Here is a 24,288-nt window from a genome sequence, read left to right on the forward strand (position 1 = left end):
CCGTCATGAGCGACAAGACCACCATCACCCCCGTCGTCCGCCGCGTCGACGCCCGCCACCGCTACGAGATCCTCGTCGACGGCGAACACGCCGGCCTGACCGCCTACCGCGACCGCGACGACCAGCGGGTCTTCTTCCACACCGAGATCGACGACGCCTACGCCGGCCAGGGACTCGCCGCGATCCTCGTCGAACAGGCCCTGACCGACGTCCGCACCGCCGGGATGCGGATCGTGCCCGTCTGCCCGTACGTGGCCAAGTTCCTCACCAAGAACCAGGAGTTCGCGGACATCACCGACCCCGTCACCCCCGAGGTCCTCACCTGGCTCGACGCCCGACTGGGGCGCTGACTTCTGGACGGGAGAGCACGTACGGTGTCGCGGGGCGCGGCGTGACCACGAGGAGAACGCGTCACCGCGGTCAGCCTCGAGCACTCCACCGTCCCCGACGGCGCCTGCGAGGTGACCCTGCCGACAGCGCGCCGGGGCGGCCCCGGCCACGAAGACGACGTGGAGGTGTGGGGCGAAGGGCGTCCTGGAGAGTGCCGCGGCCTTCCCCGGCCACCTCGGACACGGGCTCTTGCGCTCCCCGCCGCCCGAATGGGTGGCCTGGTTCGCCGACTGCCGGGGAGACCACCACACCGAGATCGCCCGGCGCACGGCGACCGGCATGGAAACCTGGTTCGTCGGCGAGGACCTCGAGACCCGTGTCCGTGGACTGCCAGGCCCGTGCGTCCGAGCGTTTGATCTTCCTCGACGGGGTGAAGGCCGGGACGCGGACGAAGACGACGCGGGTCAGCCGGGCCCCTGCGCCGATCCGTTCGTCGACCAGGTCGGACAGTTCACGGACCAGGTGGCGCCGTCAGCATGCCGCAGTGGCCCCAGCCCGAGGTGGCGGACGTGAACGCGACCTGTCCGTTGAACAGGACGCAGGTGCCGCGGGCGTCGAGACGCACCGGGCCGGCGTAGTACTTGTAGTCCGGCTTGCTGTCCCAGGCACCCTTGTTGTCGCCGGCCCGGAACAGCCCCACGGCGATGAGCTGCGGGGTACCGATGCCGCTCTTGGGCACGGTGTACGCGCAGTTCTGGCCGGTGGCGGCGCGTTGTAGGAGAGGTAGGTGTACCCGGTCGCGAAGTCCAGGGTGTCGACCTTGGTCCCCTCGCAGACCGGTGCGGCGGCCCGCGCGGAACCGGCCGCGCCGATCACCGGCCCCGTCAGGGCGAGGACGGCGGCGGCCGCCGCCACCGCGCCCCGCCGGATCAGTGATGAGCTGCTGGCGTTCTACGACTTCCCTGCCGAGCACTGGATCCATCTGCGGACGACCAACCCCATCGAGTCGACCTTCGCTGCCGTCCGTCTGCGGACCAAGGTCACCAAAGGCGCCGGCTCCCGGGCCGCCGCCCTGGCGATGGTCTTCAAGCTCGTCGAGTCCGCCCAGGCCCGCTGGCGAGCCGTGAATACACCCCGCCTCGTTGCCCTCGTCCGCGCTGGGGCCCGCTTTGAAGGCGGCCAGCTCGTTGAACGGCCGCAGAGGACCGCGGCGTGAATTGGGTGGCGGACCTGCCTCGAAGTTCGAGAACATCCGGTCATGTTGGATGGCACGGCAGGACAGGACCTTCCGGTCGGCTTCGGCTTCCGGCCGTATCGCGGCGACGAGGACCACGGCGCCATGGCCGCGGTGCGGCTCGGGTGTGTTGAAAGGGACCGGGTCGATGTCCATTCGGTAGTGGAAGGGCTCCCGACAGCGGCCGAGATCGCCGAAGCTTCTGCCAAGTTGGAGGAGCCGTCCAAGAACCAGATCCTGGTGGTGCTCGACGGGAGCGTCGTCGGCTACTCGACGATCCGGTGGTGGCAAGAGCGGGACGATACGTGGCTGTACCTGCACCGCGGCCACCTCTTGCCCGAGCATCGCGGCCAGGGCATCGGCTCAGCCATGCTGAGCTGGGCCGAAGAGCGGATCCGCCAGCTCGTCAAACAGCATGGAACGGCGCGGACGGCAGTGATCGGCGCGAACGCCATGGCCTCCGAGCAGGACGCCACGGCACTTCTGGGCGCAGCCGGCTACCGATGTGTCTTCAGCCTGGTCGAGTTGGAGCTGGGCGATCTGCAGCAGGTGCCCGAGCCGGGCAGTGAGCTGCCAGCCGGGATACGGACCGGGCCGATCGGGACAAGCCACTACCGTGCAGCCTGGAGGACTGTCGTCGATTCGTACGCGGACACCGGCTTCACTCAGAGATGGCCTTTCCAGGACTTCGTCGACACTGCCGACCCGGCGTGCTGGAGGGCTGCCTGGAACGGGCAGGACATGGTCGGCGTCGCCCTCTGCTCCATCCGCCGTCACGACCACACCGTGGGCGAGGTGGAAGAGCTGAGTGTCCGGACGGACCAGCGACGCCTCGGAATCGGCCGGGTCCTGCTGCTGGACGGGCTGCGGAGCCTTCGCGAGCAGGGTGCAACGACCGCTCGGCTGTTCACGGGCACGGCAAATCCGCACCGGTCCTACGACCTTTACGAGAGTGTGGGGTTCCGGCGGCGGAACGAGTACGTCCGCTACCGCAAGCCGCTTGCTTGATCGACCGGCCATTGGGCTGTCGGGTCAGTCCACAGCATTTGACAATGCCTCCGGTGTCGCTCTTGTCCCACTGCTGGACACGGGCGCCGTTGCGAGTAGAGGAGTCCTCCACTTCCAGGACATTTCCGGACCCGTAGTTGGTGATGTGCCAGTTCCCGTCATAGGCCTTGATCCAGAGCATGCCCCTGGCCTGCGGGTTGCAGGTCCACTGCTGGGCGTGGGCGCCGTTCTCGGTGCTGGAGTTCTCGATCTCCAGGCACATCCTGCTGTTCCGGTTGATGAACGATGTTGAGCTGGCGTTGCTCGCCGTCGGCGTCAGTACGACCAGCGACCCTGCGGCCACGGCCATGGCCGCAGCCCTTCCCGTGAACTTCACAGCGGGCCTATCGAACAAAAACACGACGACCGTAGTGACGTTGCCGTTCGCGCGCGAACAGCAGACGCTTCATTGCCGGGAAGCCCCCCCGTGCACTGTCGTTGCGCCCCGGCACCCACTCTCCACGTCCGCGAAGCCGTGATCAATGCCAAGATCATCTACGAGCGGTGCGTCGCACTCACCAATCAACAACCACAAGGGGAAACGACCGTGGAACGGCACGAGATGGAGGCGTTCCTGACGCTGGCCGAGGAAACTCCACGTCCGCCGTACCTCTGAGCGCCTCGGTCTGGCGCAGGGCCGGGTCAGCCAGACCATCCAGAAGCTGGAACGCCGCATCGGAGCCCCGCTGTTCGAGCGCACCAGCCGCAAACCGGCCCTGACCCCGGTGGGTGTGAAACTGCGCGACGACCTCCCGCCCGCCTACCAGGGGATAGCCGAACTCCCCGTCAACGAGCCCGACCTGGCGGTCAGCCGTAGAGGCGTCACCTTCGCGTCCGCGCGAGCTGAGCAGCACTACGCCCGCCCCGATACCGTCTGGCTCGTCCGGGCATTCCTCCAGACCATCTACGCGGAGGCTCGATGTCCGCCGCAGTGACCATCACGTCCAGCAGCAGGCCGAGGATGTCGACCACGACGTGCCGCTCGCACCACGTCCGGCATGGCCCGGTGGCAGTACGCCTCCGGCTGCCCGCCGCGGCCCCGCAGCCAGCCCGGCACCGGCAGCAGCGGCCGGACCACGGCCCACTCCGCATCCGTCATGTCCGAGGGATACCGCCGAACACGTTCCGAGTGATCGGCCGCATCCCGAACCGGTGAGCGACGCAATCACACGACGGAGCTGCCGAGTTGAACTCCACCGGTGCGGGCACGTACAACTGCGGCAAGAGGGTCCCCTGGATCTCGGTCGGCTTGGCGACCCCGAGCTACCAAGAGGCCCTGTTCCCGTGCCCACAGCCAGCCGCGATCACCCGATCGAGACTCCCGTCCGACGGCCGCCCCTCAAGATCGGAACGACAACAGCTACTCACGCCGGCGGGGACACCGCCGTCTTCCGGCGCCGGTAGTAGTGCACAGTGACCGCGCCCAGCAGCGGCCCCCAGAGGAGCAGCGGTGCGTAGGCGAGGTTAAGCAGCCACAGCCCCCAGGTGGTGGCCTCCATGTCGGCATTGAGCGAGGTGTAGACGAACAGCACGCCGAAGACCGTCGCCGCCAGAGCGCCGAGCCCCGCCATGATCGTGCCGAGCGCGATCGGGACTCTGCGCCCGCGGAGATACGGGATCCAGCGCGGCCAGGTCTCGCCCCAGCTTTGGACGAGGCCCAGAGTGAGGAACGCGAACAGCTCGGAGACCAGGCTGAGGCCGATGAGGGCGAATGATCCCCACCCGGGGGCACCCATCTGGTCATATTCGGACTGCGCCAGTCCCACCGGGATCCCCACGGCGATAGCAAGTCGCCACAGCGCCGACGGCACGTTGGTTAACGCGGCGCCCAACGCTGCGCAGCGGGCCCACGTCGGCACTTGAGGCAATGCGTTCATTCTCAGCATGGGATCCAAGCTGGCCGACGTGCACACCGTCACACATCAGACTTCGGTTCGATCTTCCTCATTCCCACCGCGTATCCGTGTATGGCAGACCGGACCCTCCAGCCCACGTCCAGTGGCCCGCGCAGTGCACCACACCGAGCCTCCGTCAACTTGAAGTCGCAGGTCAAAAGGGTGGCGTGCCCGACTGTCGGGGTCGGTCTGTTCGCCGGTTTCTGCTCGGCGTGGTTGCTTCGCGGAGCCTTCTTCGATCCTGTACACGCTGGGTCGGCGGGGTAATTCCTCCGACCCCACGACCAGAGCCACCAGTGCCACCCCTCGTGTGAAAACTCCGCAGGTCACCCGATATAGGACGCACGCTGTCCTATATGGAGGGCATTCTTCCGCTAGGACTTCTCGAAGCGGGCTGTGCCCCTGAGGAGCTCCGGCCCTTCTGCCCGCGTCCCCTCTTCGAGGAGTGATCTCTGATGAAGCCCCCTGCCATCTCCCCGTGCCTGGGAGTCTCCGACACCCAGGCGGCCGTCGACTTCTACGAGAAGCTCGGCTTCACCGCCCTGCCCGCCGGCAACGACCCGGACGACGACCTGCGCATCCTCCTCTTCGACGGCGAGTTCGCGCTGATGGTCTACCGCGACGAGCACCTGCGCGGCTGGCTGCCCGTCCTCAAGGACACCCCGGTCGGAGCGTTCGGCATGTTCTACCTCGCCGTGGACGACTTCGACACCTACGTCGAGCGCATCCGCCCCCTGGTCACCGTCCAGAAGGACGTCATGGAGCACCAGGGCCAGAAGCTCTTCTACTTCACCGACCCCGACGGCTACGTCATCGCCGTCACCCAGAAGCAGACCTGGTGACCGCCATGACCGAGAACAACGCAGCCGCTACCGGCGCGGTGAAGTGCGCGGCCTTCTGGGGACACGACGGCAAGGCGCTCGCCGCCTTCTACGCCGCCGCCCTGGGCTGGAACGTCACCCAGACCTTCGGTGACACCGCGGCCATGATCAGCGACGGCACCACCACGTACGTCTTCTACACCGCCGAGTCCTTCAAGGCGCCGGACTGGCCCGCGGACGAGCTCGTCTTCCACCTCGACCTGACCTTCGCCGACGTGGAGGCCGCCGAGCGCCGGCTGATCGAGCTCGGCGCCACCAAGCCGGCCCGCCAGCCCGGCGGCAAGCACTGGACCGTACTGCTCGACCCTTCCGGCCAGCCCTTCTGCATCAGCGCCGCCGGCAAGAACGGGTGAAACATCCCTGGTCCGCGCAGCCCCAGCGGACGAACGGGGATCGACCCATCGGGGTACGGACCGTGCTGCGATCACCGTCTTCGAGCGAGCAAGGAAAGACCCACATGAACCACGACGAAGGCAAGGCTCTGGCGGGGAAGGTGGCCCTGGTCACCGGGGCGAGCCGCGGCGGGGCCCGGGCGATCGCCGTCGAGCTCGGCCGGGCCGGGGCCACCGTCTACGTGACCGGCCGCACCACCCGCGGCACGGCGGGCGAGTCGGGCCGCCCGGCCGAGACCGTCGAGGAGACCGCCGAGCTGGTCACCGCCGCCGGCGGCAAGGGCATCCCCGCCGTGGTCGATCACCTCCAGGCGGAGCAGGTGCAGGCGCTCGCCGAGCGCATCGACCGCGAACAGGGCCGGCTGGACGTCCTGGTCAACGCCATCTGGGGTGCGGAGCACCTCGTCGAGCGCGGCAAGAAGATGTGGGACTGCGACCTCGACAACGGCCTGCGCATGTTGCGGCTCGGCATCGACACCTACTACGTCACCAGCCACTACCTCCTGCCCCTGCTGATCCGCCGCCCCGGCGGCCTGGTCGTGGAGCTCACCGACGGCACCGCAGAGTTCAACAACGGCCACTACCGTGCCCCCTTCGCCTTCGACCTCGCCAAGTTCGCTCCCTTCCGGATGACATGGGCACTGTCCGAGGAGATCAAGGAGTACGGCTGTACGGCACTGGGCCTGGCCCCGGGCTGGATGCGTACCGGGGCGATGCTCGACGCGTTCCACATCACCGAGGACAACTGGCGCGACGGCTGCAAGGTAGACCCCGCGTTCGCCATCTCCGAGACCCCGCTCTTCACCGCCCGGGCCGTCACCGCACTCGCCACCGACCCGGACGTGGCCCGCTTCACCGGCGGCTCCCTGTCCGTCGGCACACTGGCCAAGCAGTACGGCTTCGCCGACGCCGACGGATCGGCCCCCGACTCCGTCCGCTACTTCCAGGACTACATGCGCGCCGGACAGGCACCGGACCCCGACGACTACCGCTGAACGCGCCCCCTGGGGACCCGGCCGGACGAAGGACATCACCATGACTCCCGAGGACGTCGCGGAGCTCGCCCTGTCGTTGCCGGAGGTGACGGAGGAGGAGCCGTACGGTCCCAACAGGCCCGTCTTCAAGGTCGGCGGCAGCATCTTCGCCATGCTCGCGGCAGCCACCAAAACCCACCCCGACCAGGTCACCGTCAAGTGCGAACCCCAGCTCGCCCTGCACCTGTGCGAGCAGCACGCGGCCGTGCGCCCCTGGTACCAGGGGCGCCGCTGGCACTGGCTCACCGTGCACCTGGACGACGCCACGATGCCCGACGAAGACCTCACCGACATGCTCCACCACGCCTGGGACTGCGTGGTAGCAGACTTGCCCGCCGCCACCCGCGACCGGCTGCGCACCCTTGGCCATGAACAGCGATGGCCTTGAGGCCGTCGCCGCGTGTGAAGGGCCACCTCACTGGTGACCGCTGTGCTGGGGGCAGGGCCGGACAAGGCGTGTCAGCGATTGACCTCAAGGTTCGTCAGCACGAGCAAGGCGCGCAGGAGGTGGGTGGCGCGGGCGGGGTCGGTACGGAGTTTGGTGAGGGTCCGCCAGTTCTTGAGGTGGGCGAAGCCGTGCTCGACCGGCGCACGTCCGACGGCGAGGACGCGGTCGGCGGTCTTCTGGCCGGGTGTGAGCTCGTGGGCGCGGGTGGCTGTGGAGCCAGTGACGATCACAGGGTCGCGTACGTCGTTGTCCAGGCCCCGGAAGCCGGGGTCCGCCAGCGCCCCGAGGCCGACGGCGCGCAGGTGGGCCAGGATGTGGTCATCACCTCCCGACCGCCCACCTGCCCGGGCGCCGGCGCGGCCGAGGCCCGCTCGTCGGCGATCTGCTCGCTCACCCGTCTCAAGGGCACGTTCGGCTACGGCGAGCTCGTCCCGCTCGGTCCGCACCTCCGCCAGCTGCTTGGCCGGCTGTTCTTCGAGTTCGTCCAGTTCCGCACGCCGCGCGGTGATCCGTTCCAGAAGCTCGGGATCCAGCATGCACAGGATCGTGGAAGGCCGACCGGCCGCAGCGAGCAGGAACCGGCGAACCGACCGCCCCCACAGACGTTCTTCTCCGCGGACTACCGCCCGCGACCAGCGTGAGCACCCCGACAGTCGAGTACACCAGCCCTTTGACCTGCGACTTCAAATTGGCGGAGGCTCACGGTGGATCCTCTTCGCCGGCGGCGATGGAGATGAGCACTTCATCGACGCAGGCCCGGGCCTGTGGCACGGCCATCTCGGCCGCGCCCCACACGCCGACCACGCCTGCTTCCCGGGGTGGCCGCGCTTGGCATCCTGGCTCCACGAGGTGGCCGAGACCACTGGTGATATCAGGGACGCGGTACCGAGTCCGGTAGCTCGTACTCGCATCGGCCTGTCCGACCGGTGATCCGCGCACAACCGCTGAAGCGTGGTGGACACACCCACCTGGTCGCCCTGGTCCGGCCGGCGTCCGCTTCGAACGCGGCATACTCGTTGAACGTCACAACCAGGAGGCAGCGTGCCCGCGGTCAATACCGAAACCATCCACACCGACCGGTTGACCCTGCTGCCCCTTCAGGCCGAGCATGCCCACGAGATGGCCGCCGTGCTGTCCGATCCCGGCCTGCACACCTTCATCGGCGGTGCTCCGGACACCGCCCAGGCCCTGCACGCCCGCTACGAACGCTGGGCGGCCGGCTCGCCCAACCCCGCCGAGTCCTGGTGCAACTGGGTGATCCAGCTCCGCGACGAGACCTGCCTCACCGGCACGGTCCAGGCGACGGTCACCACCGACGACCGCGGAGCCGCCGCGGAGATCGCCTGGGTTGTGGGAACCCCCTGGCAGCGGCGTGGCATCGCCGGCGAGGCGGCCCAAGGCCTTGTCACCTGGCTCCGCAAGCACCATCCGGTGCACACGGTCATCGCCCACATCCACCCCGACCACGAGGCATCCGCCGCCGTCGCCACAGCAGCCGGACTCACTCCCACCCACCACCGCCACGACGGAGAGATCATGTGGCAGCTGGTCATCAGCTGATCACACGCCCCCATAGGTGGAGCGCCGGCCACCCCGCTGTGGTCGGCGTGGCCGGGATCGCCCCCTGGCTCCCGGAGGGCGATCCGGTGGAGCAGCTGGCGGGCCGCCGGGTGCTGATCATCCACGGCGACCGGGACCGCAGCACGGCGAGCGCCGCCCGGTCGCTGGCGTACGCCCGGCGGGCCCGCGAGGTGGTACCCGACCTGGCCCGGTACGAGGTCCCTGGCGGCAGCCACTTCCTCGTCAAGCGGGCCGCCGACATCAACGCCCTTACCTCGGACTTCGTCCTGGCCGCCCATGGCGAGGGCCTGTCGCCCACCGCGGCGGCCGCCGGCGACCTGGGGACACCGCTGCCTTCCCGGTCCGCCTGGCGAACGGGCTCTCGGTCTTGTGCCGCTCCAGTGGCGCCGCCTGGACAGCATGGTGGAGGCCGCCTCCTTTCTGGCGGCAGTCACCGAGAATCCTCCCGTTCTTCATGCGGGCGAAGGTGGGCTCGACGCGGGCACGGAGCCGTCGGTGTACGGCGTTTCCTTTCTCCTGGCCGCACAAGAGGGGGCGTCCGGCTCTTCCTGCGGTGCGGGACGATCAGCCAGGCGCCCAGGTAGGCAGCGTCCGCGTTCACCGACATCCCAGCCGCCGCGGCCTGGGTGGCCCAACTGATGGCTACAGAATGAGATTCGTTCAGGGGCTTGGCCGTCGGGTGTGTTGTCGGCAGGAACTGTGGTGTGTCTGCCGATCTCGTGCCTGGCGGGCGCGTGCCGGATCAGTTCAACGGCGGTGGGGCCCAGGCATGGTGGCGCAGGATCATGCGTGTAGCGATGCGGGACGGTGTCAGTCGCATCGCCGTGTTCCTCAGGGTGACGGCCAGGGGATGGGAGAGCTGCTGGCCCAATCTTCCGGCCTGTCGGGCGGCTCGTGCGACGGCTTGGCTGCGCGGCCGGCGCTCGTCGTCGTAGCGGGCGAGCGCGGTTTCGACGGTGGGCTCGGCGCCGAGGGCGGCGGCGAGGGTGACCGCGTCCTCCAGTGCCTGGCAGGCGCCCTGGCCGAGGTTGGGGGTCATGGCATGGGCCGCGTCTCCGAGCAGCGCGATGCGACCGACGGCGTATGAGGGGAGCGGCGTGCGGAGTTCGTTCACGTCGTGGTGCAGCACGGCGTCGGCCCGGGTCGCATCGAGCAGGGCGGGGATCGGGTCGTGCCAGGTGTGGAATCGTCGGCGCAGTTCGGCCAGTGGGTCGGCGAACCGCGTTCCGGCGGGGAGGCTGAGGACGGCGTGCCACTCAGCCCTCCCGTCGAGGAAGGCGATGTGCCCGAACTCGGCGCCCTGTCCCCAGGTCAGCTCGAAGTCGGCACCCAGATCGACCGCATGGTCGGTGATGGCGCGCAGCACCGTCGAGCCGCTGTGGACCGGGCCGGGGTGGTCCGGGAAGAGCCGGGCGCGGATCTTGCTGCCGATGCCGTCGGCCGCCACCACGAGATCGGCCCGCAGGACCATGGGCCCGCAATCGACTCGTACCACCCCTGGGCCGGTCTGCTCGACCGAGGCCGCCTCGGAGCCGATGACCAGCGACTCGGCGGGCAGGGAGTCACGAAGCAGTCGGTGCAAGGTGGAGCGGGGTATGCCCATGATCGGCGCGCCCACCTCCTTCTCCAGCGCCAGACCGTCCATGCGGGCCAGTCGGCCGCCCCGGGGCGTCCGAGTGCCGCCGACGTACTGACCGCGCGACGCCTCCCGAACCGCCTCGCCGACGCCGAGCTCATCCAGCGCCCGCAGGCCGTTGGCGGCCAAGGAGATGCCCGCCCCCGCGTCCTTCAGCACGGGCGCGCGCTCAACCACGGTCACGCCCCATCCGACGCGGCGCAGGCCGATCGCGGCGGCCAGCCCGCCGATGCCCCCTCCGACCACGACTGCCGTATTCCCCATACCGAAGCCCCCGCTTTCTACATCTGTAGAAGAATCCTATCCCGATCCTCTACGGGTGTAGAAAGGGGATATGACCTCGGACCGACGCACCCTTCTGGCAGACGCGGCACTCGACGTACTCGCCGACGAAGGGATGCGCGGCCTGACCCACCGCGCCGTCGACCGGAAATCCGCCGTGCCACCGGGCACCACCTCGGCCTACTTCCGTACCCGTGCCGCGCTGCTGACCGCACTCGTCACCCGCCTGGTCCAACTCGACCAAGCGGAACTCCACACGATGGCCGAAGAGCTTCCACCTCTGCGTACCGTCGAGGAGTTGGTGGACGGCATGGTGCTGCTCACGCGACAGCGACTCACCGGTGAGGGCCGCCGCCGCTCGCTCGCCCGCTACGCCTGCACTGTCGAGAGCGTGCGCGACCCGGAGCTGCGCGAGATCCTCGTACCCCGTGAGAACGCCGGCCGCGAGGCCGTCCGACGGTTCCTCACCACACACGGCGTCACGGACGTCGAAAACCGCACTCACACTCTGCTGACCTGCATCGACGGACTGGTATTCGACCGACTGGTGAGCGGCGGCGAAGTGCAGCGCGAGGCCCTCGAAGGCCTGGTCGCCGCCGCGCTGCGTTAGGACCCGGGCGCCCGCGGCCCCGCTCGACCCGGCCGACAGCGTCACCTTCCCCCTCAGCGGCACCAGAGGTCTTCTCCGGCGGCTGTGGCAATCACCGGGTCTATGGCGCGGCATCTGGCTCTGCGCGGTCGCGGAGTCCGGCCCCGGCATGGAGCCGGGGCCGGACGACGGGTGCGATGTTCATGGGCGGCACCGTACGGAGTCCACCGTTGGGCCTTGGGTGCTTCGCGTAGTCCGGGCACAAGGTCCGGAGCCGTCCGCTTCCGTACCCAGGCGCTTCACCTGGCCTGCGTAGTCCGCCGGGGCTGGCCACAGATCCCGGGCACGCTCAGCGAGGACGTGGCCACGCCGCGGTGCGTCAATGCTGGTAGGACGGCCGGACACGGAGCAGCTCGGTCCGCAGGACGGGTGTGCCGTCGACGGGTGCCGGGTTCTCCGCGGTCGGCTCGATGCCTCCGGCCGCGGTTTTGTCGAGTGTCGTCAGGCCGTCGGCGCCGACCGTGCCGAACACCGTGTAGTTCGGTCGGAGCGCGGAGTCGCCGTAGACGACGAAGAACTGTGAACCGTTCGTGTCCGGACCGGCGTTGGCCATCGCCAGCAGGCCGCGCCCGTAGAGGCGGCGCGTGCCGGTGGGATCGGTCGGTGCCGGCGGCAGGTCCACCGGCAGCTCGTCCTTGTACTTGTACCCGGGCCCGCCCTCACCGGTACCGGTCGGGTCGCCACACTGCAGGACCTTCAGTGTCGGGTACGCCGTCAGACGGTGGCACACCGTACGGTCGTAGAACCCATGCCGTGCCAGGTGCAGGAAACTCTGGACCGTGCACGGCGCCTTGGCCCGGTCCAAGTGCAGCGGGAGCGGGCCCTGGCTGGTCGGAACAGCCATATCAACCGTGCCATGACTGGGGGTGCGCCGCGGGTCAGGCGGCAGCGGAACAGAGCGCGCCGGCGGCTCGTCCGGGGTCTGTGCGTACTGGCAAGGGCCGTGTGTGGTGCGCGGCGGAGCTCCGTCGGAAGCGGTGGCGACACTCCCTGCGGACACGACTAACGCCACGGCCGCGAATCCGCTGATCAGTGCTCGGTTCATCTCGCACGTCCTCCCGATGATCGCCAGGTCTTGGAGCGGTCGCAGTCTAGGGGGTGGGTTTGGTCCGCGGGAATGGTTAACGGCAGGAGGCTTGCGCGGCCGAACCCGAGGTCCTCGCCCTCCAGCTGACGTCCAGCGACGACACCGAACCCGCACCCTGATCCACCGCCAACAACCGACGCACCGGGCTGTCCCGCGCCAACCGGCCGCCCTCGCCTGTACCCGCCGGCACACCCCTCGGCCAAAGCGACGAACGCAGCAGGTCGAACGCGGCGTCGCCCGCTTGAACTTCTGGCGGATCTTCCGCAGGTCCCGAGGCAGTCCGAACCGCATGACGTTAACCTCGGGCTTTCACGAGGTGGGCTGTCCGAAGCGTGATCGAAAACGCGAGAAATGCTCCTGCCCTGCAACAATAGGACGGTGGCGGAAGGCCCGGGCGGTGCACGATCCGGGCAAGACCGTGCTGGATGTGGCCGTGGCGGTCGCGCTGGGCGGGGATTGCCTGGCCGATGTCGGGATGCTGCGGGCCGAGCCGGGCGTGTTCGGCCCGGTGGCCTCCGACCCGACCGTCTCCCGCCTCATCGACGCCCTGGCCGCGGCCGGCCCCAAGGCCCTGACCGCGATCCGGTCAGCACGGGCCGAAGCGCGCGAGCGCGTCTGGAAGTTGGCCGGAGCCTCATCGCCGGACACCGCCGGCCAGGTGATCGTGGACCTGGACGGGGTGCTGGTGCTGGCCCACTCCGAGAAGCAGGACGCGACCGCGACCTGGAAGAAGACCTTCGGACACCACCCGTCCGGGTCGTTCCTGAGCAGGTCACACCCACAGTAAGTGGAGCGGGTTCTTATCAAATTTACGTCTGCCAGGCGCAAAGCCCGGACTCCAGGGCTGTCGCGGTGTCGGTTCCGGCGCATCGGCGGTCGCAGGAGCTTCCAGCATTGGCCGGAAGCTGCTCGGCAGGAGTGGCTCTCAATCTCGCCACCGATGGCGTGTTCGCGTCGATTCCCACCGCGCCGTGCAACATCTCTGCATCGCAGCCGGCGACGGCCTCCGAGTCGGGTCATTGGTGAGCCGGCTCGGGACACGCCCGGAGCTCCTGGACCTCGCGCAGAGAGCCGGCCTGGCACGACAGGTTGTAGTTCTGGAACAGGTTGTCAAACAGGTCGGTACGCCAGTCAACGGCACGACCAGGCGAACGTTCCGGTGATCTGAAAAACGCCCGGGCGTTGCCCTGATGCATTGGAGCGAACTCCACCCCCAAAGCCCGAGCCGCGATGTCCGACCCGAGATCCCTTGTGCTGATGCTTGTCCGTCACATCCGGCACACACTGAGGGGCCCAGTCATGGGCCTGTCTGCCTTGAGCAGTGAAAGGTGCATGTTCGTGATTCGAGGAACAAACGGGCTGAAGCAGGGAAAGCGGCGGCTGCGCGCGCTTTCCGCACTGGGCGCGGTGGGTATCGTCGCAGGACTCGCTTCCAGCCTGCCGGCGTCACCGGCCGGTGCCGCCCCGGCCCCCGCGGCGGCTATCGCGCAGAACCCGTCCCACGGGAAGAACGGCGTTGAGTGCGACGGGAGGGTGTACGCCTCGTTCGGCAACCCGGAAGACCAGCTCTACACCGCCGACAGAGGGCCCGGAACGGTCCAGTTCACAGCGCTGGGCAACCCGACGCCGTTCCTCTACAACGCCATCGGCGTGAACCCGCGCGACCGCTTCCTCTACGGGACCACGTTCGGCGACGCGAAGAACGACCTGGTCCGCTTCGACCGCAATGGCGACTTCACCAACCTCGGTGCCATTGACGGTCTGCCGCCCGCCCTCTACATCTCGGGAACGTTCGACGACAAGGGCAACTACTACATCCTGGCCGACGATACGCCGACGATCTACAAGGTCGACGTCAAGTCCCGCTCGGTCACGGGTTCCATCGACGTCCCTGAGCTGTCCGACCCGGAACTCGACATCTTCGACATCGCGTTCCGCGACGGATTCCTGTGGGGCTCGACCGACGACGGCGCCATCGCGCGTATCCGTATCTCCAATGGGGACGTGGACTTCTTCCCCGGTGTCCTTCCCGGGGGTTCGGACTTCGGCGGCGTCTTCGTGTACGGCAACGGCGATCTCGGATTCTTCCGCAATTCCCCCGGAGAGCTCTTCCGGGTGCATGTGAAGAACGCGACTGCCGTCGCCCCCGAGTTCACCATCCTGTCGACGCAGGACGCGGCCCCTGAGCAGGAGCTGGTGAACCTCGACGCCACCTCCTGCTTCCTCGACTCCAAGGCCGACCTCGCGGTGGACAAGAAGGGCACCAGGGAAGTCACGTCGGGCGGCGAGATCACCTACCGCATCACCGTGAAGAACGTGAGCAAAGAGGAGAAGGGGAAGGGTACGGGCGACTCCTCCGGCTGGTCGCTGACCGACTACCTCCCCACGGAGCTCCTGTCACCCACCACCCAGACCGAAGGGTGCGAGATCGCCGACGGCCTCCTCTCCTGCACGGGTGGCCCGCTGGCGAAGGGTGACAGTGTGGAGATCGAGGTGACCGGCACCGCGGCCGACGTTTCGGAGCCCACCACCGTGAACAACACCGCCACTGTGTTCGGCGACGACGCGGACCCGCGTAAGCAGAACAACCAGGACACCGCGTCCACCCTCATCACGCCGAAGGCCCCGTAGTCCCCTGCCGTCGGCCGGGGCCCGTTTCGGCGGGCCCCGGCCGGCGTCGCTCTCCGCCGAGCTGCGACATTCTCGGGACCTTGTCCGTCACCTCGGAGCCCGCGCTCTTGCCCGCTTCCTTGATGCCGTCGATGACGTTCTGGAAGGAGCTGATGTCGGCGTCACCCGCCTCGCCCTTCCGGAGCTTGCTGCCGAGGCCCTTGAGGGACTCGATGCCCGCCGTCAGCGGGCCCATGGCCTTCCACAGGAGCGGGTCGCCCTTGGCGTTGTAGGCGGCCGCCTTCAGCCGGTTGTAGGCGAACGCACCGGCGAGACCGGCCTTGATGAGCGCGAACGTACGGCCCTTCGCGCCCTTCTTGAACTTGCCGTCGCGGTACGGCTTGATGATCCACTGGTACGTCGCCCCGGCCGCGAGCCCGGCGTTGGCGACGAAGCGCGTCTTGGCGAACTTCTGCCGCTCGGCGGAGGTGCTCGGCGACGGCTCCGCGGCGGCCAGCTCATCGGCTTCGTCCGCAGCCGGCTCGGCGGCGGCAGGGGCCGCCAGATCCGCGACGGCGGCCGACGAGATACCGGTGGCCGCGCTGTTGCGGCCCGGGAACGCGGGCAGCAATACCGCCGCCGACCACATCACCACCGCCCAACTCGCCCTGGTCCAGCTGCCGAAGAAGTACCGGCGCGGTCTCCAGACGCTGATCCGTACCGACTCCGCAGGCGGCACCCACGAGTTCGTCGCCCGGCTCGCCCAGCGGGGGAGGTGGCTGTCGTACTCGGTCGGCATGACCGTCACCGACGCCATCCACCAGGCCGTCCTCAAGGCCCCGCCCGCCGCGTGGACACCCGCCGTCGAACCGGAAGGTGAGATCCGCGACGGCGCCCGGGTCGTCGAACTCATCGGCGATGTCCTGGGCAGCTGGCCAAAGGGGATGCGGCTGATCGTCCGCAAGGAACGTCCACACCCCGGCGCCCAGTTGCGCATCACCGATGCCGACGGCCTGCGCCTCACCGCGTTCGCCACCAACACCACCGGCACGGCGATCGCCGCCCTGGAACTGAGGCACCGCCAGCGCGCGAGGGCCGAGGACCGCATTCGGGCCGCCCGCGCCACCGGCCTGCGCAACCTGCCCCTGCACGACACCGCGCAGAACCAGATCTGGCTGGAGATCGTCCAGATCGCCCCTCGACCTCCTCGCGTGGATGCCCATGCTCGCCCTGACAGGCAAAACCCGCAGGTGGGAGCCCCGTTGCCTCCGGCTCCGCCTCTTCTCCGCCGCCGCACAGATCGTCACCACCGCCCGCCGCCCTCATCGGGGCGAAGGCGGCCGGCGAGACCGTGGAGAAGGCCGAGCGCGCGGCTGAGCCGACCGGCGTCATCGACCTGATGGAGGCCCCTACGCGCCGGCCTTGAGCGTGCCGGCAGCCCGAAGGCCTCCGGCGGCAAAGCCACCACCTCCCGCCAGGCCACGCGTCTTCCACAGTCGGCAAGACGTCACCTGGATCCTGGGACGCGACATCCTGGGCACCACCACCCGCTCCTCACCGGCAGCAGCGACGTCGTTGGCTGGCCCGGCCGGGTCGACGGGCGTCTGTGGCTGCGCCTGGGCCCCACCCCGCGCGCAGCTACTGGCGTGGCTGCAGCTCGCCAACGCCCTCATCCCCCCGGTACAGAGAACGAGCACCTGGACTGGACGAGGCGCCGCGCGCCGCGCAGCCCGTCCTCCGGTACAGGCAGGACGTGGCAGCAGTCGCATGCGCCGCCCCCGGCCTGACGCCAGCGCTCACCGTTCCAGCGGCAGCAGGCGGCCGTAAGCGTTGGAACTGGATCGCGGTCAGTCGGCCGTCTTGGCGGTCACCAGCAGGGTGCCCAGGGTCGCGTCCGGGGACGGGATGACCCCGGCCTGGACCTCGGTGAAGCCGTGGCGCTTGAGGAGGTCGGTCCACTGCTCCGGGGGTGTGCTGCCAGCGCAGGACGGTCAGTTCGCTCTCGCGGCCTTCCAGCCACCTGCCGCCCATCTGTTGGGCGCCGTACTGGCCTGCGATGGGTTCGCGGTGGGAGAAGGCGAAGATGCCGCCGTGGGCGAGGCTCTTGAGGATGCGGGGGAACAGCTCGTCGGGGTCGGTGAACCGGACGGCGCCCCACGTGGAGTAGATGACGTCCCACTGCCGTACGTCCTGGTCGAGGAAGGCGCGGGCTTCGGCGTGGACGAACTCCAGGCCGGCGGTGTCGCTCCAGAACTCGCGGGCGCGCTCGACCTGGATCGGGGAGAATGTGCTCCAGGAACCGGCCGCCGAAGTGCTGGGCGCAGAACTCGCGGTAGTTCTCGGTGTCGAGGATGAAGACGTGCACGGCGATGTCCACGATCCGGCCGCAGCAGATCTCGAGCGGGACCGGTTCGTCCCACTTCTCCATCGCGGTGATGAGGTAGGAGACCGCGGCGTGAAACAGGCGGGTGGCCATGACCTCGTCGAAGGGGTAGTCGCGCATGAGGAGGGTGACCTCGCGGTCCCGCGCCTCGGGGCTGACGTAGTCCCGGGGATTGCATGGTGCGGTGCTGCCCGCCCCCGGGTCGTAGCAGGTGCGGGGCGGGAGATTCGGGGTCAGCCGCGTTCGAGACTGGAGGGGTCCTTGACCACCCACTCCTTGCCGCCCGCGGTGGGGCCGGGCGAAGACCGCGTCGGACATCACGACGCGGGTGGCTCGTCGTACCACTCGACGATCTGCATCCAGTCGGTCTCCTCGGCGGTGGGCGCGTCGGCGTGGAGCGCCGCGATGGCGGCCTGGGCCTGGAACTCCCCCAGCCGGTCACGGGCGAGGGCCGCCTGGAGGATCGTGATGACCTCGGCGATCGAGCCGGTGTCCCACGGGCCGCGGTCCTGTTCCGCGAGCGGTACGAGGCTGCCGTCGGGCGCGGTCCGGTGATGCGCTGCGCCATGGTCGCCTCGGGGACCAGGTAGGCCCGGGCGATCTGGCGGGTGGTGAGCCCGCCGACGGCGCGCGGCGTGAGCGGGACCGCCGACGACGGGGTCAGGGAGGGGTGGGCGCAGAGGGAGTAGAGCTGGAGCGTGTCGTCGGCCGTCGGGGCGGGGCCGGGCGCCGGCTCCGCTTCGACGAGGTCCTCCCGGCGGCGGCGCGCGGTGTCCGAGCGGGTCGCGTCCAGGAACTCGCGCCAGGCCACCGTGACCAGCCGGCCCTTCGCGTCCCGCGGCGGGTCGGCGGGTGAGACGCGGACCGCCTCGGCCAGTGCCTCCTGGACGGCGTCCTCGGCCGCCGCGAAGTCGGCTCCGCGGTGGACGAGGACGCGAGCACGCTCGGGGTGGGGCTGCGGAGCAGGGCCTCGTCCATGGGTGGGGTCACTCCGTGACGGTGGGCGGTGCGGCCAGGAAGGGGCGGACCTCCAGCCATTCGTGGATCGGCTTCCCGCCCGCCCCGGGGGCGGCGGAGAGTTCCCCGGCCAGCTCGACGGCGCGGTCGTAGCCGTCGACGTCGATCACCATCCAGCCGGCGATGAGGTCCTTGGTCTCGGCGAAGGGGCCGTCGGTGACCGGCGGGCGCCCTTCACCGTCGTAGCGGACCCATGCGCCCTCGGGGGCGAGCGCCTGGCCGTCGACGAACTCTCCGGTCTTTTCGAGCCGGGCCGCGAAGTCGTGCATGTACTGCACGTGCGCCGAGATCTCCTCCGGCGTCCACCGGTCCATGGGCACGTCGTTCACCGCCGCCGGGGCGCCGCGGTAGTGCTTGAGCAGCAGGTACTTGGCCATCGTGTTCCTCCTCGCTGGTGCGGCCCATTGTGGTCGCGTTCACTGCGGGGACGGAGCCGGCCACGGGTTTTCGACACCGCCGTCCGGAATTTTTTTCCGCGGACCCGTGCGTCCCGGGCCTTGGGCCGGGGCCCGGGTCCGGACGGGGTGGACGGCTGTGAGAGGGTCGGGCCCGGTTCGGGCAGGGGCGGCGTGGGAGGCGGCATGGGTTCGGCAGTGGTGCTCGTGGCGGACGACGACGCCGCCATCCGGCGTTCGCTGGAACGCGGTCTGCGGCTGAGCGGATTCACCGTGGTCCTCGCCGAGGACGGGCCCGGCGCCCTCGCACAGGTGGACGCGCGGACCCCCGACGTGCTCGTCCTGGACGTGTCCATGCCGGGTCTGACCGGTACGGAGGTGTGCCGGAGCCTGCGCGCACGCGGCGACGAGACCCCCGTCCTGATGCTGTCGGCCCTGGACGAGCTGGCCGACCGGGTGGCCGGGCTCCAGGCCGGCGCGGACGACTACCTCGTCAAGCCCTTCGCCCTGGAGGAGCTGGTGCTGCGCCTGCACGCCCTGCTGCGGCGCAGCCCGGCCCGCGGCGGGCGGGACGTGCTGCGCGCCGGACCGCTGGAGGTGGACCAGGCGACCCGCCAGGTGCGCCACGGCGGGGACGAGGTCCACCTCACCCGGCGGGAGTTCGAGCTGCTGGCCGCCCTGGTCCGCAACGCGGGCATCGTACTGACCCGGGACCAGCTGCTGGACCGGGTGTGGGGCTACGACTTCGAGGTGCGCACCGACGCGGTCGACACCTTCGTCAGCTACCTGCGCCGCAAGCTGGAGGAGGGCGGGCGGCCCCGGCTGATCCACACGGTCCGCGGCGTCGGGTTCGTGCTGCGTGAGCCAGGCATGGGGAGCGGATCGTGAAGCTCGCCACCCGGATCGCCCTCTCGGTGACCGTGGTCATGCCGCTGCTGGTGCTGGCCGCGGGTCTGCTGGTGCTCGGGCTCGTCAGCCGCGACCTGCGCCAGCAGCAGGACGCGCGGCTGCACGACCGGGCCTCGGCCGTCCTGCCCGACGTACGGGCCCTGCTGGCCGCCGACCGGGGCGGCCGGCCCAAGGCGGAGCAGAACCAGCACCGCAGGGTGCTCGGCGACGTCCTCGACGCGGGGATCCGGGTGCGCGGCGCGGACGGGGCGACCGTCCTGGAGGGCGGTCCCCAGCCCGAGGCGGCGGTCCGGCTGCCCGACCGGACCCCGGACGGCCCGGTCACCGTCCGTGCCAAGGGCCACGCCTGGCGGGTGCTGAGCGTGCCGGTGACCGGTGCCGCTCCCGGAAACCTGTGGATCTACAGCCCGGCCTCGGCCACCGACCCGCAGGTGGCCGCCGTACGGCGACGGGTGCTGCTCGTGGCCCTGCTGGCCGCCCCGGTGTCCGGGCTGCTCGCGTACGGACTGGCGGGGCGCGCCACGGCCTCCGTACGGCGGCTGAGCCGGCGGGCCGCCGGGCTCGACCCGGCGGCCGGGGCCGCGGCCTTCGCCGGCCCGCCGGTGAAGATCGCGGAGGTGGACGAGCTGTCCGCGGCCATCGGCCAGCTCCTCACCCGCTACGACGAGCAGGCGGCGCGGACCGCGCAGGCGCTGGAGACCGCCCGCTCCTTCTCCTCCGCCGCCTCTCACGAGTTGCGGACGCCGCTCATGAGCATGCAGACCGACCTGGACGTACTCGCCGCCCACCCCGACCTCTCCCCCGGTGAACGGGCCGAGGTGGTGCGGGACCTGCGCAGCGACCACGCCCGGCTGCTGGAGCTGCTCGGCGCGCTGCGGATGCTCGCGCTGGGCGACCTGGTGGAGGTCTCCGCCTTCTCCCCGCTCGACCTGTGCGAGCTGGTGGACGCGGCCTCCGGCGAGGCGACGCGCCGGCACGGCGGGGCGGGGAGCCTGGAACTGGACGTGGAGCTTCCGGCGGAGCTGCGGGTCTTCGGCTGGGACTCCGGTCTGAAGATCATGCTCGACAACCTGTTGCGCAACGCGGTGGTGCACGGCCACCGGCCGGGCGAGCCGCCCCGGGTCAGGGTCCGGCTGCGCGCCGAGGGCGCCTGCGCGGTGCTCACCGTGGACGACGAGGGGCCCGGTGTGCCGCCCGCCGAACGCGGGGCCGTCTTCGGCCGGTTCCACCACCGGCCCGGCAGCCCGGGCTCGGGCCTCGGGCTCACGCTGGTGGCCCAGCAGGCCGCACTGCACCGGGGCACGGTCACCGTCGGCGACGTCCCCGGCGGGGCGGGTGCGCGCTTCGAGGTGCGGCTTCCGCTGGTCTCGGACGACGAGCCGACCCTGCGGCTGCCGGCCCGGCGCGACTGGATCTCCCGGGGCGACTGACGACCGCGGGTTCCGAGCGCGCGGGTCCGGGTGGGCGTCCCGGAGGGGGCGCCGCGAACAGCTCTTCGGGTCCGGCGGGTCCGGCGGGTCCGGCGGTCACAAGGAATCCACAAAAAGGCTCCCTAGCGTCCTGCTCGGCCGGGGCGCACGCGCCGGCCCGTCGCACCGAAGGGGATACCACCATGCTCGCGAACCGTAGGACCGCCGCCGCGATCGGCGCCGTCGCCCTGGCCGGTGCGCTGCTGTCCGCCGGCCCCGCGCAGGCCGACAGTGCCGCGCCGAGCCCCGCCGCATCGGCGAAGTCCGCGCCGAAGGGCGATGGTGCCAAGGCGATCTGCAAGCGCCTGCCGAAGACCGAGGCCCGGATCAACACCGCCCTCACCCGGCTGAACGGGGACGCCACCGTCGCGGGTTCGATCGCCCGGCTGGAGCAGCGCGTCACCGAGGCCAAGAACGCCGGCCACACCGAGGTCCAGACGTACCTCAACGACCGTCTGACGTTCCGCAAGGGGCTGGTGCCGACCCTGCAGAAGCGCCAGGCGGACCTGAAGGCCGTTTCCACCTGGTGCACCGCGCAGGGGTCCAAGTGAGGTCCCCCCGGCGCGGCGGCGCCGTACTCGCCGCCCTGGCCGCCGGGGCCGTCCTGCTGCTGACGGGCTGCGGGGGCGGTACGGGGGCCCACCCGAAGGCCGAGCAGTCGGCGGGCGCCGACGGACAGGCCGCGGACATGCAGGCGAAGCTGGACGCCGCCGACAGCGCGGCCTCGCAGGCGGACGCGGACGCTTCGCAGAACAACTGACCTGACCGGTGCGGGGCGGCGGCCCGTTCGGCGGAGCCGCCGTCACCCGAAAGGGATCCGACGGGGCCGGACCACGGAGCGCCTGCGCGCCCCGCACGGCCCGGCCCCTTTCCATGGACGCCCGTCCCCCATCGGAACAGGCGGCTTCATGACCTCCGACCCGTTCGCCCGGCTCACCCGCCGCAGTCTGGTCTCCGCCGTGCTCGCGCTCGGATCCGGCGCCGTCCTGCCCTCCGTCGCCGCCGCCGCGGCCCGCGCCGCCACCGGCGCCGGGGCGTCCGGAGGCCGGTACGGCTTCGCGGTGCCCCGGATCACCGACTGCGCCGGCTGGGAGGCCCGGGAGGCGTCGGAGGACGTCGTGCTCCTCGACACGCGCCCCGAGCGGATCATCGTGCACCACACGGCCACGGCCAATGTCACCGACTACTCGCGGGAGCGGGCCCACACGCTGGCCCGCGCCATCCAGACGTACCACATGGACATGCAGGGGTGGATCGACACCGGTCAGCACTTCACCGTCAGCCGGGGCGCCTTCGTCCTGGAGGGCCGCCACCACAGCCTGGCCGCGCTGGACGCCGGGAACCGGCTGGTGCGGGGCGCCCACTGCGTGGGGCAGAACAGCGTGGCCATCGGGATCGAGAACGAGGGCACCTACATGACCGAGGAGCCTCCCGCGGCGCAGTTCTCCGCCCTCGCCGACCTGTGCGCCCATGTCTGCCGCCAGTACGACGTGCCCGCCTCGGAGATCTACGGGCACCGGGACTTCAACAGCACCGCCTGCCCCGGCGACAAGCTCTACGCGCTGTTGCCGAAGCTGCGCCAGGACGTGGCACGGCGGCTCGGGAACACGCAGGCCGTGCCGCTGCCGCGGTGGCCGGTGAACCCGCCCGCCGACTGGGCCGTGGATCCGGCCCTCGCCGACTCCCTTGCGGAATACCTGCCGGAGGGCCTCCTCGGCGCGGCAGGGATCCGCTGACGCGGTCGCGCGAGCCGGGCCCGACGGGAGCGCCGAGGGTTCAGGACTGGGGCGGCTTCTCGCGGTCGATGTACTCGTTGGCCTTCTCCTGGGCCATGTCGACCTTGTCGGAGTACTTGTTCCCCGTCCGCTCGTCGAGCTTGTCGCCCCCGCGTTCCACCGCTTCCTTGGCCTTGTCCGGGTGCTGGCCGAGCATTCCCCTGAGCTTGTCGACGATGGACATCGTGTCCTCCTTCGGAACGGATTGGCCCTCCCAGCGTCCCCCTCCTTCCGGCGGACCGCATCCGCTACTCGGCGCTTCGACCGGTGAACGTCCTGCCGTGCCGTCAGCGTCCCAGTGCGGCGCGGAGCGTCAGGCCGTGGTGGCGGCTCAGGCGGCGCAGCTCCCACCAGGACAGGGCGGTGACGGTGACGGGGGCGCCGAGGACGAAGACGGCGCGGACGGCCGCCGGGACCTGGGGGTAGGCGCCCGTGACCACGTCCAGCAGTGCCATCTCCCAGACCAGGACCCCGGCGAGGACCGGCGGCACCACCTCGTGGATGTCGGCGGTGCGGAAGACGTGGACGAGGGACAGGCCGATGCCGTAGAGGGCGAACCCGATCGACCACAGCCACAGCACACCGATGACGATCTTCCCGGGCAGCCCGACGGCGTCGCGCAGTCCCGCGAGTTCGGGGGCCATCGCGAGCGCCGAGGTGCCCATGGACGCCATGACGGCCAGCACCGCGCCGAGGGGACGCAGGGCCCGTCGCAGGTAGACGCGCCGCAGCCCGCCCCTCGCGGCGGCCACGAAGCCGCCGACCACCACGGGGAGGGTGCACACCAGGACCAGGACGCTGGACCAGCTCTGGTCGAGGCGGTCGTCCGCCACGGCCTTGACGTCGCCGGCGCTGATGACGGCCTTGTAGGCGAGCGTCAGCCCCACCCAGGCGGCCAGGCCCAGGCCCGTCCGCCACAGCTGGAGGGTGCGGACGTGTGGATCGTGGGCGATCCCCGGGCGTGAGGGACGGAACGTCCGCTGGGCGGCGTACAGCGGGTTGAGGACTCCGCGCAGGATCTTCCGGCCCCGGGAGGGTGCGACGGGCGGAGGCGTGTGCGGGCCGTACGGGGCGTACGGGTGTCCCTGCGGCGGGACGGGGTGCGCGTACGGGTGCCCCTGCGGCGGGTACGGGGACACCGGCGGCGGGGGCGGGTACCAGGAGGGGTACCCCGGTGGCGGGGGCGGGGCGCCCTGGGCCGGCCATCCCGTCGGCGGCGGGCCGGCCGGCCCGC

24 protein-coding genes and 7 pseudogenes are annotated in these 24,288 nt (G+C 70.5%); 19 read left to right on the forward strand and 12 right to left on the reverse strand.

Features of this window, described 5'->3' with window-relative positions:
• Positions 1-5: 5 nt before the first annotated feature.
• Entirely contained in the window at positions 6-350 is a 345-nt protein-coding gene (locus AB0F18_RS24310; RefSeq protein ID WP_362064036.1) for a GNAT family N-acetyltransferase, read from the forward strand.
• Positions 351-841: 491 nt separating this feature from the next.
• Here the strand turns inward: AB0F18_RS24310 and AB0F18_RS24315 are convergent, their stop codons facing one another.
• Complete coding sequence (locus AB0F18_RS24315) at positions 842-1,069, reverse strand: hypothetical protein (protein ID WP_362064038.1); 228 nt, start codon at positions 1,067-1,069, stop codon at positions 842-844.
• Between the two features lie 183 nt (positions 1,070-1,252).
• Here AB0F18_RS24315 and AB0F18_RS24320 point away from each other — a divergent pair.
• Together AB0F18_RS24320 and AB0F18_RS24325 are read left to right on the forward strand one after the other, a co-directional pair.
• Positions 1,253-1,546: pseudogene (locus tag AB0F18_RS24320) on the forward strand (transposase); the annotation flags it as partial.
• A gap of 42 nt (positions 1,547-1,588) precedes the next feature.
• Entirely contained in the window at positions 1,589-2,572 is a 984-nt protein-coding gene (locus tag AB0F18_RS24325; protein WP_362064040.1) for a GNAT family N-acetyltransferase, read from the forward strand.
• On the opposite strand, the gene AB0F18_RS24330 is transcribed toward AB0F18_RS24325, so the two are convergent.
• On the reverse strand, positions 2,472-2,834 hold the full coding sequence (locus AB0F18_RS24330) for an RICIN domain-containing protein (protein ID WP_362064082.1): 363 nt from the start codon (positions 2,832-2,834) through the stop codon (positions 2,472-2,474). The genes AB0F18_RS24325 and AB0F18_RS24330 overlap by 101 nt on opposite strands.
• On the opposite strand from AB0F18_RS24330, the gene AB0F18_RS24335 reads away from it, so the two are divergent.
• Positions 2,740-3,090, forward strand: coding sequence for a hypothetical protein (locus AB0F18_RS24335; RefSeq protein ID WP_362064084.1), 351 nt, complete (start codon positions 2,740-2,742; stop codon positions 3,088-3,090). The two genes, AB0F18_RS24330 and AB0F18_RS24335, sit on opposite strands and share 95 nt — an antisense overlap.
• A 68-nt stretch (positions 3,091-3,158) precedes the next feature.
• A pseudogene (locus AB0F18_RS24340) lies at positions 3,159-3,384 on the forward strand (LysR family transcriptional regulator); the annotation flags it as partial.
• A 591-nt stretch (positions 3,385-3,975) separates the two neighbouring features.
• On the opposite strand, the gene AB0F18_RS24345 reads toward AB0F18_RS24340, so the two are convergent.
• A complete protein-coding gene (locus AB0F18_RS24345) occupies positions 3,976-4,497 on the reverse strand; it encodes a hypothetical protein (RefSeq protein ID WP_362064042.1) in 522 nt (173 codons plus the stop codon).
• A 464-nt stretch (positions 4,498-4,961) separates the two neighbouring features.
• On the opposite strand from AB0F18_RS24345, the gene AB0F18_RS24350 reads away from it, so the two are divergent.
• From AB0F18_RS24350 to AB0F18_RS24365, 4 genes are all read left to right on the forward strand, one after another.
• Complete coding sequence (locus AB0F18_RS24350) at positions 4,962-5,348, forward strand: VOC family protein (protein WP_362064044.1); 387 nt, start codon at positions 4,962-4,964, stop codon at positions 5,346-5,348.
• A gap of 5 nt (positions 5,349-5,353) precedes the next feature.
• Entirely contained in the window at positions 5,354-5,740 is a 387-nt protein-coding gene (locus AB0F18_RS24355; RefSeq protein WP_362064046.1) for a VOC family protein, read from the forward strand.
• A gap of 104 nt (positions 5,741-5,844) precedes the next feature.
• Complete coding sequence (locus AB0F18_RS24360; RefSeq protein ID WP_362064048.1) at positions 5,845-6,774, forward strand: SDR family oxidoreductase; 930 nt, start codon at positions 5,845-5,847, stop codon at positions 6,772-6,774.
• Between the two features lie 40 nt (positions 6,775-6,814).
• Entirely contained in the window at positions 6,815-7,201 is a 387-nt protein-coding gene (locus tag AB0F18_RS24365; protein ID WP_362064050.1) for an MmcQ/YjbR family DNA-binding protein, read from the forward strand.
• Positions 7,202-7,272: 71 nt separating this feature from the next.
• On the opposite strand, the gene AB0F18_RS24370 is transcribed toward AB0F18_RS24365, so the two are convergent.
• Complete coding sequence (locus AB0F18_RS24370) at positions 7,273-7,797, reverse strand: transposase family protein (protein WP_362064052.1); 525 nt, start codon at positions 7,795-7,797, stop codon at positions 7,273-7,275.
• Positions 7,798-8,302: 505 nt separating this feature from the next.
• Between AB0F18_RS24370 and AB0F18_RS24375 the strand changes: the two genes are divergently transcribed.
• Positions 8,303-8,821, forward strand: a complete 519-nt coding sequence (locus tag AB0F18_RS24375; RefSeq protein WP_362064054.1) for a GNAT family N-acetyltransferase — start codon at positions 8,303-8,305, stop codon at positions 8,819-8,821.
• A 408-nt stretch (positions 8,822-9,229) separates the two neighbouring features.
• Here the strand turns inward: AB0F18_RS24375 and AB0F18_RS24380 are convergent.
• Positions 9,230-9,458: pseudogene (locus AB0F18_RS24380) on the reverse strand (IS5/IS1182 family transposase); the annotation flags it as partial.
• Between the two features lie 126 nt (positions 9,459-9,584).
• On the reverse strand, positions 9,585-10,742 hold the full coding sequence (locus tag AB0F18_RS24385) for an FAD-dependent monooxygenase (protein ID WP_362064056.1): 1,158 nt from the start codon (positions 10,740-10,742) through the stop codon (positions 9,585-9,587).
• Positions 10,743-10,812: 70 nt separating this feature from the next.
• Between AB0F18_RS24385 and AB0F18_RS24390 the strand changes: the two genes are divergently transcribed.
• Positions 10,813-11,370, forward strand: a complete 558-nt coding sequence (locus tag AB0F18_RS24390) for a TetR family transcriptional regulator C-terminal domain-containing protein (protein WP_362064058.1) — start codon at positions 10,813-10,815, stop codon at positions 11,368-11,370.
• Positions 11,371-11,728: 358 nt separating this feature from the next.
• On the opposite strand, the gene AB0F18_RS24395 is transcribed toward AB0F18_RS24390, so the two are convergent.
• Positions 11,729-12,253, reverse strand: coding sequence for a peptidylprolyl isomerase (locus AB0F18_RS24395; protein WP_362064060.1), 525 nt, complete (start codon positions 12,251-12,253; stop codon positions 11,729-11,731).
• A gap of 622 nt (positions 12,254-12,875) precedes the next feature.
• Here AB0F18_RS24395 and AB0F18_RS24400 point away from each other — a divergent pair.
• Together AB0F18_RS24400 and AB0F18_RS24405 are read left to right on the forward strand one after the other, a co-directional pair.
• Positions 12,876-13,262, forward strand: a pseudogene (locus AB0F18_RS24400) (transposase); the annotation flags it as partial.
• A gap of 533 nt (positions 13,263-13,795) precedes the next feature.
• Complete coding sequence (locus AB0F18_RS24405; protein WP_362064062.1) at positions 13,796-15,127, forward strand: DUF11 domain-containing protein; 1,332 nt, start codon at positions 13,796-13,798, stop codon at positions 15,125-15,127.
• A 52-nt stretch (positions 15,128-15,179) separates the two neighbouring features.
• Here the strand turns inward: AB0F18_RS24405 and AB0F18_RS24410 are convergent.
• A pseudogene (locus AB0F18_RS24410) lies at positions 15,180-15,734 on the reverse strand (hypothetical protein); the annotation flags it as partial.
• Here AB0F18_RS24410 and AB0F18_RS24415 point away from each other — a divergent pair.
• A pseudogene (locus AB0F18_RS24415) lies at positions 15,697-16,417 on the forward strand (IS1380 family transposase); the annotation flags it as partial. The pseudogenes AB0F18_RS24410 and AB0F18_RS24415 overlap by 38 nt on opposite strands.
• 1,404 nt (positions 16,418-17,821) lie before the next feature.
• On the opposite strand, the pseudogene AB0F18_RS24420 reads toward AB0F18_RS24415, so the two are convergent.
• Both AB0F18_RS24420 and AB0F18_RS24425 read right to left on the reverse strand, forming a co-directional pair.
• Positions 17,822-18,467 (reverse strand): annotated as a pseudogene (locus AB0F18_RS24420) (RNA polymerase subunit sigma-24); the annotation flags it as partial.
• An 8-nt stretch (positions 18,468-18,475) separates the two neighbouring features.
• Complete coding sequence (locus AB0F18_RS24425; RefSeq protein ID WP_362064064.1) at positions 18,476-18,883, reverse strand: YciI family protein; 408 nt, start codon at positions 18,881-18,883, stop codon at positions 18,476-18,478.
• Positions 18,884-19,087: 204 nt separating this feature from the next.
• Here AB0F18_RS24425 and AB0F18_RS24430 point away from each other — a divergent pair, with 204 nt between their 5' ends.
• The 5 genes from AB0F18_RS24430 to AB0F18_RS24450 all read left to right on the forward strand — a co-directional run bounded on the left by AB0F18_RS24430 (position 19,088) and on the right by AB0F18_RS24450 (position 23,015).
• Positions 19,088-19,789, forward strand: a complete 702-nt coding sequence (locus tag AB0F18_RS24430) for a response regulator transcription factor (RefSeq protein ID WP_362064066.1) — start codon at positions 19,088-19,090, stop codon at positions 19,787-19,789.
• Positions 19,786-21,240, forward strand: a complete 1,455-nt coding sequence (locus AB0F18_RS24435) for a HAMP domain-containing sensor histidine kinase (protein WP_362064068.1) — start codon at positions 19,786-19,788, stop codon at positions 21,238-21,240. The genes AB0F18_RS24430 and AB0F18_RS24435 overlap by 4 nt, the downstream gene beginning before the upstream one ends.
• A gap of 182 nt (positions 21,241-21,422) precedes the next feature.
• A complete protein-coding gene (locus AB0F18_RS24440; RefSeq protein WP_362064070.1) occupies positions 21,423-21,830 on the forward strand; it encodes a hypothetical protein in 408 nt (135 codons plus the stop codon).
• Positions 21,827-22,039 carry a hypothetical protein gene (locus tag AB0F18_RS24445; protein WP_362064072.1) on the forward strand — a complete coding sequence of 71 codons (213 nt, stop codon included), beginning with the start codon at positions 21,827-21,829 and terminating at the stop codon, positions 22,037-22,039. The genes AB0F18_RS24440 and AB0F18_RS24445 overlap by 4 nt, the downstream gene beginning before the upstream one ends.
• 148 nt (positions 22,040-22,187) lie before the next feature.
• On the forward strand, positions 22,188-23,015 hold the full coding sequence (locus tag AB0F18_RS24450; protein WP_362064074.1) for a peptidoglycan recognition family protein: 828 nt from the start codon (positions 22,188-22,190) through the stop codon (positions 23,013-23,015).
• Between the two features lie 40 nt (positions 23,016-23,055).
• On the opposite strand, the gene AB0F18_RS24455 is transcribed toward AB0F18_RS24450, so the two are convergent.
• Positions 23,056-23,238 (reverse strand): antitoxin, encoded by a 183-nt coding sequence (locus tag AB0F18_RS24455; protein WP_362064076.1) that lies wholly within the window; start codon positions 23,236-23,238, stop codon positions 23,056-23,058.
• 103 nt (positions 23,239-23,341) lie between these two features.
• A partial coding sequence (locus AB0F18_RS24460) for a hypothetical protein (protein ID WP_362064078.1) occupies positions 23,342-24,288 on the reverse strand: 947 nt, incomplete at its 5' end.

This window comes from Streptomyces sp. NPDC029216, assembly GCF_040648015.1.
In the GTDB taxonomy this organism is placed as follows: domain Bacteria; phylum Actinomycetota; class Actinomycetes; order Streptomycetales; family Streptomycetaceae; genus Streptomyces.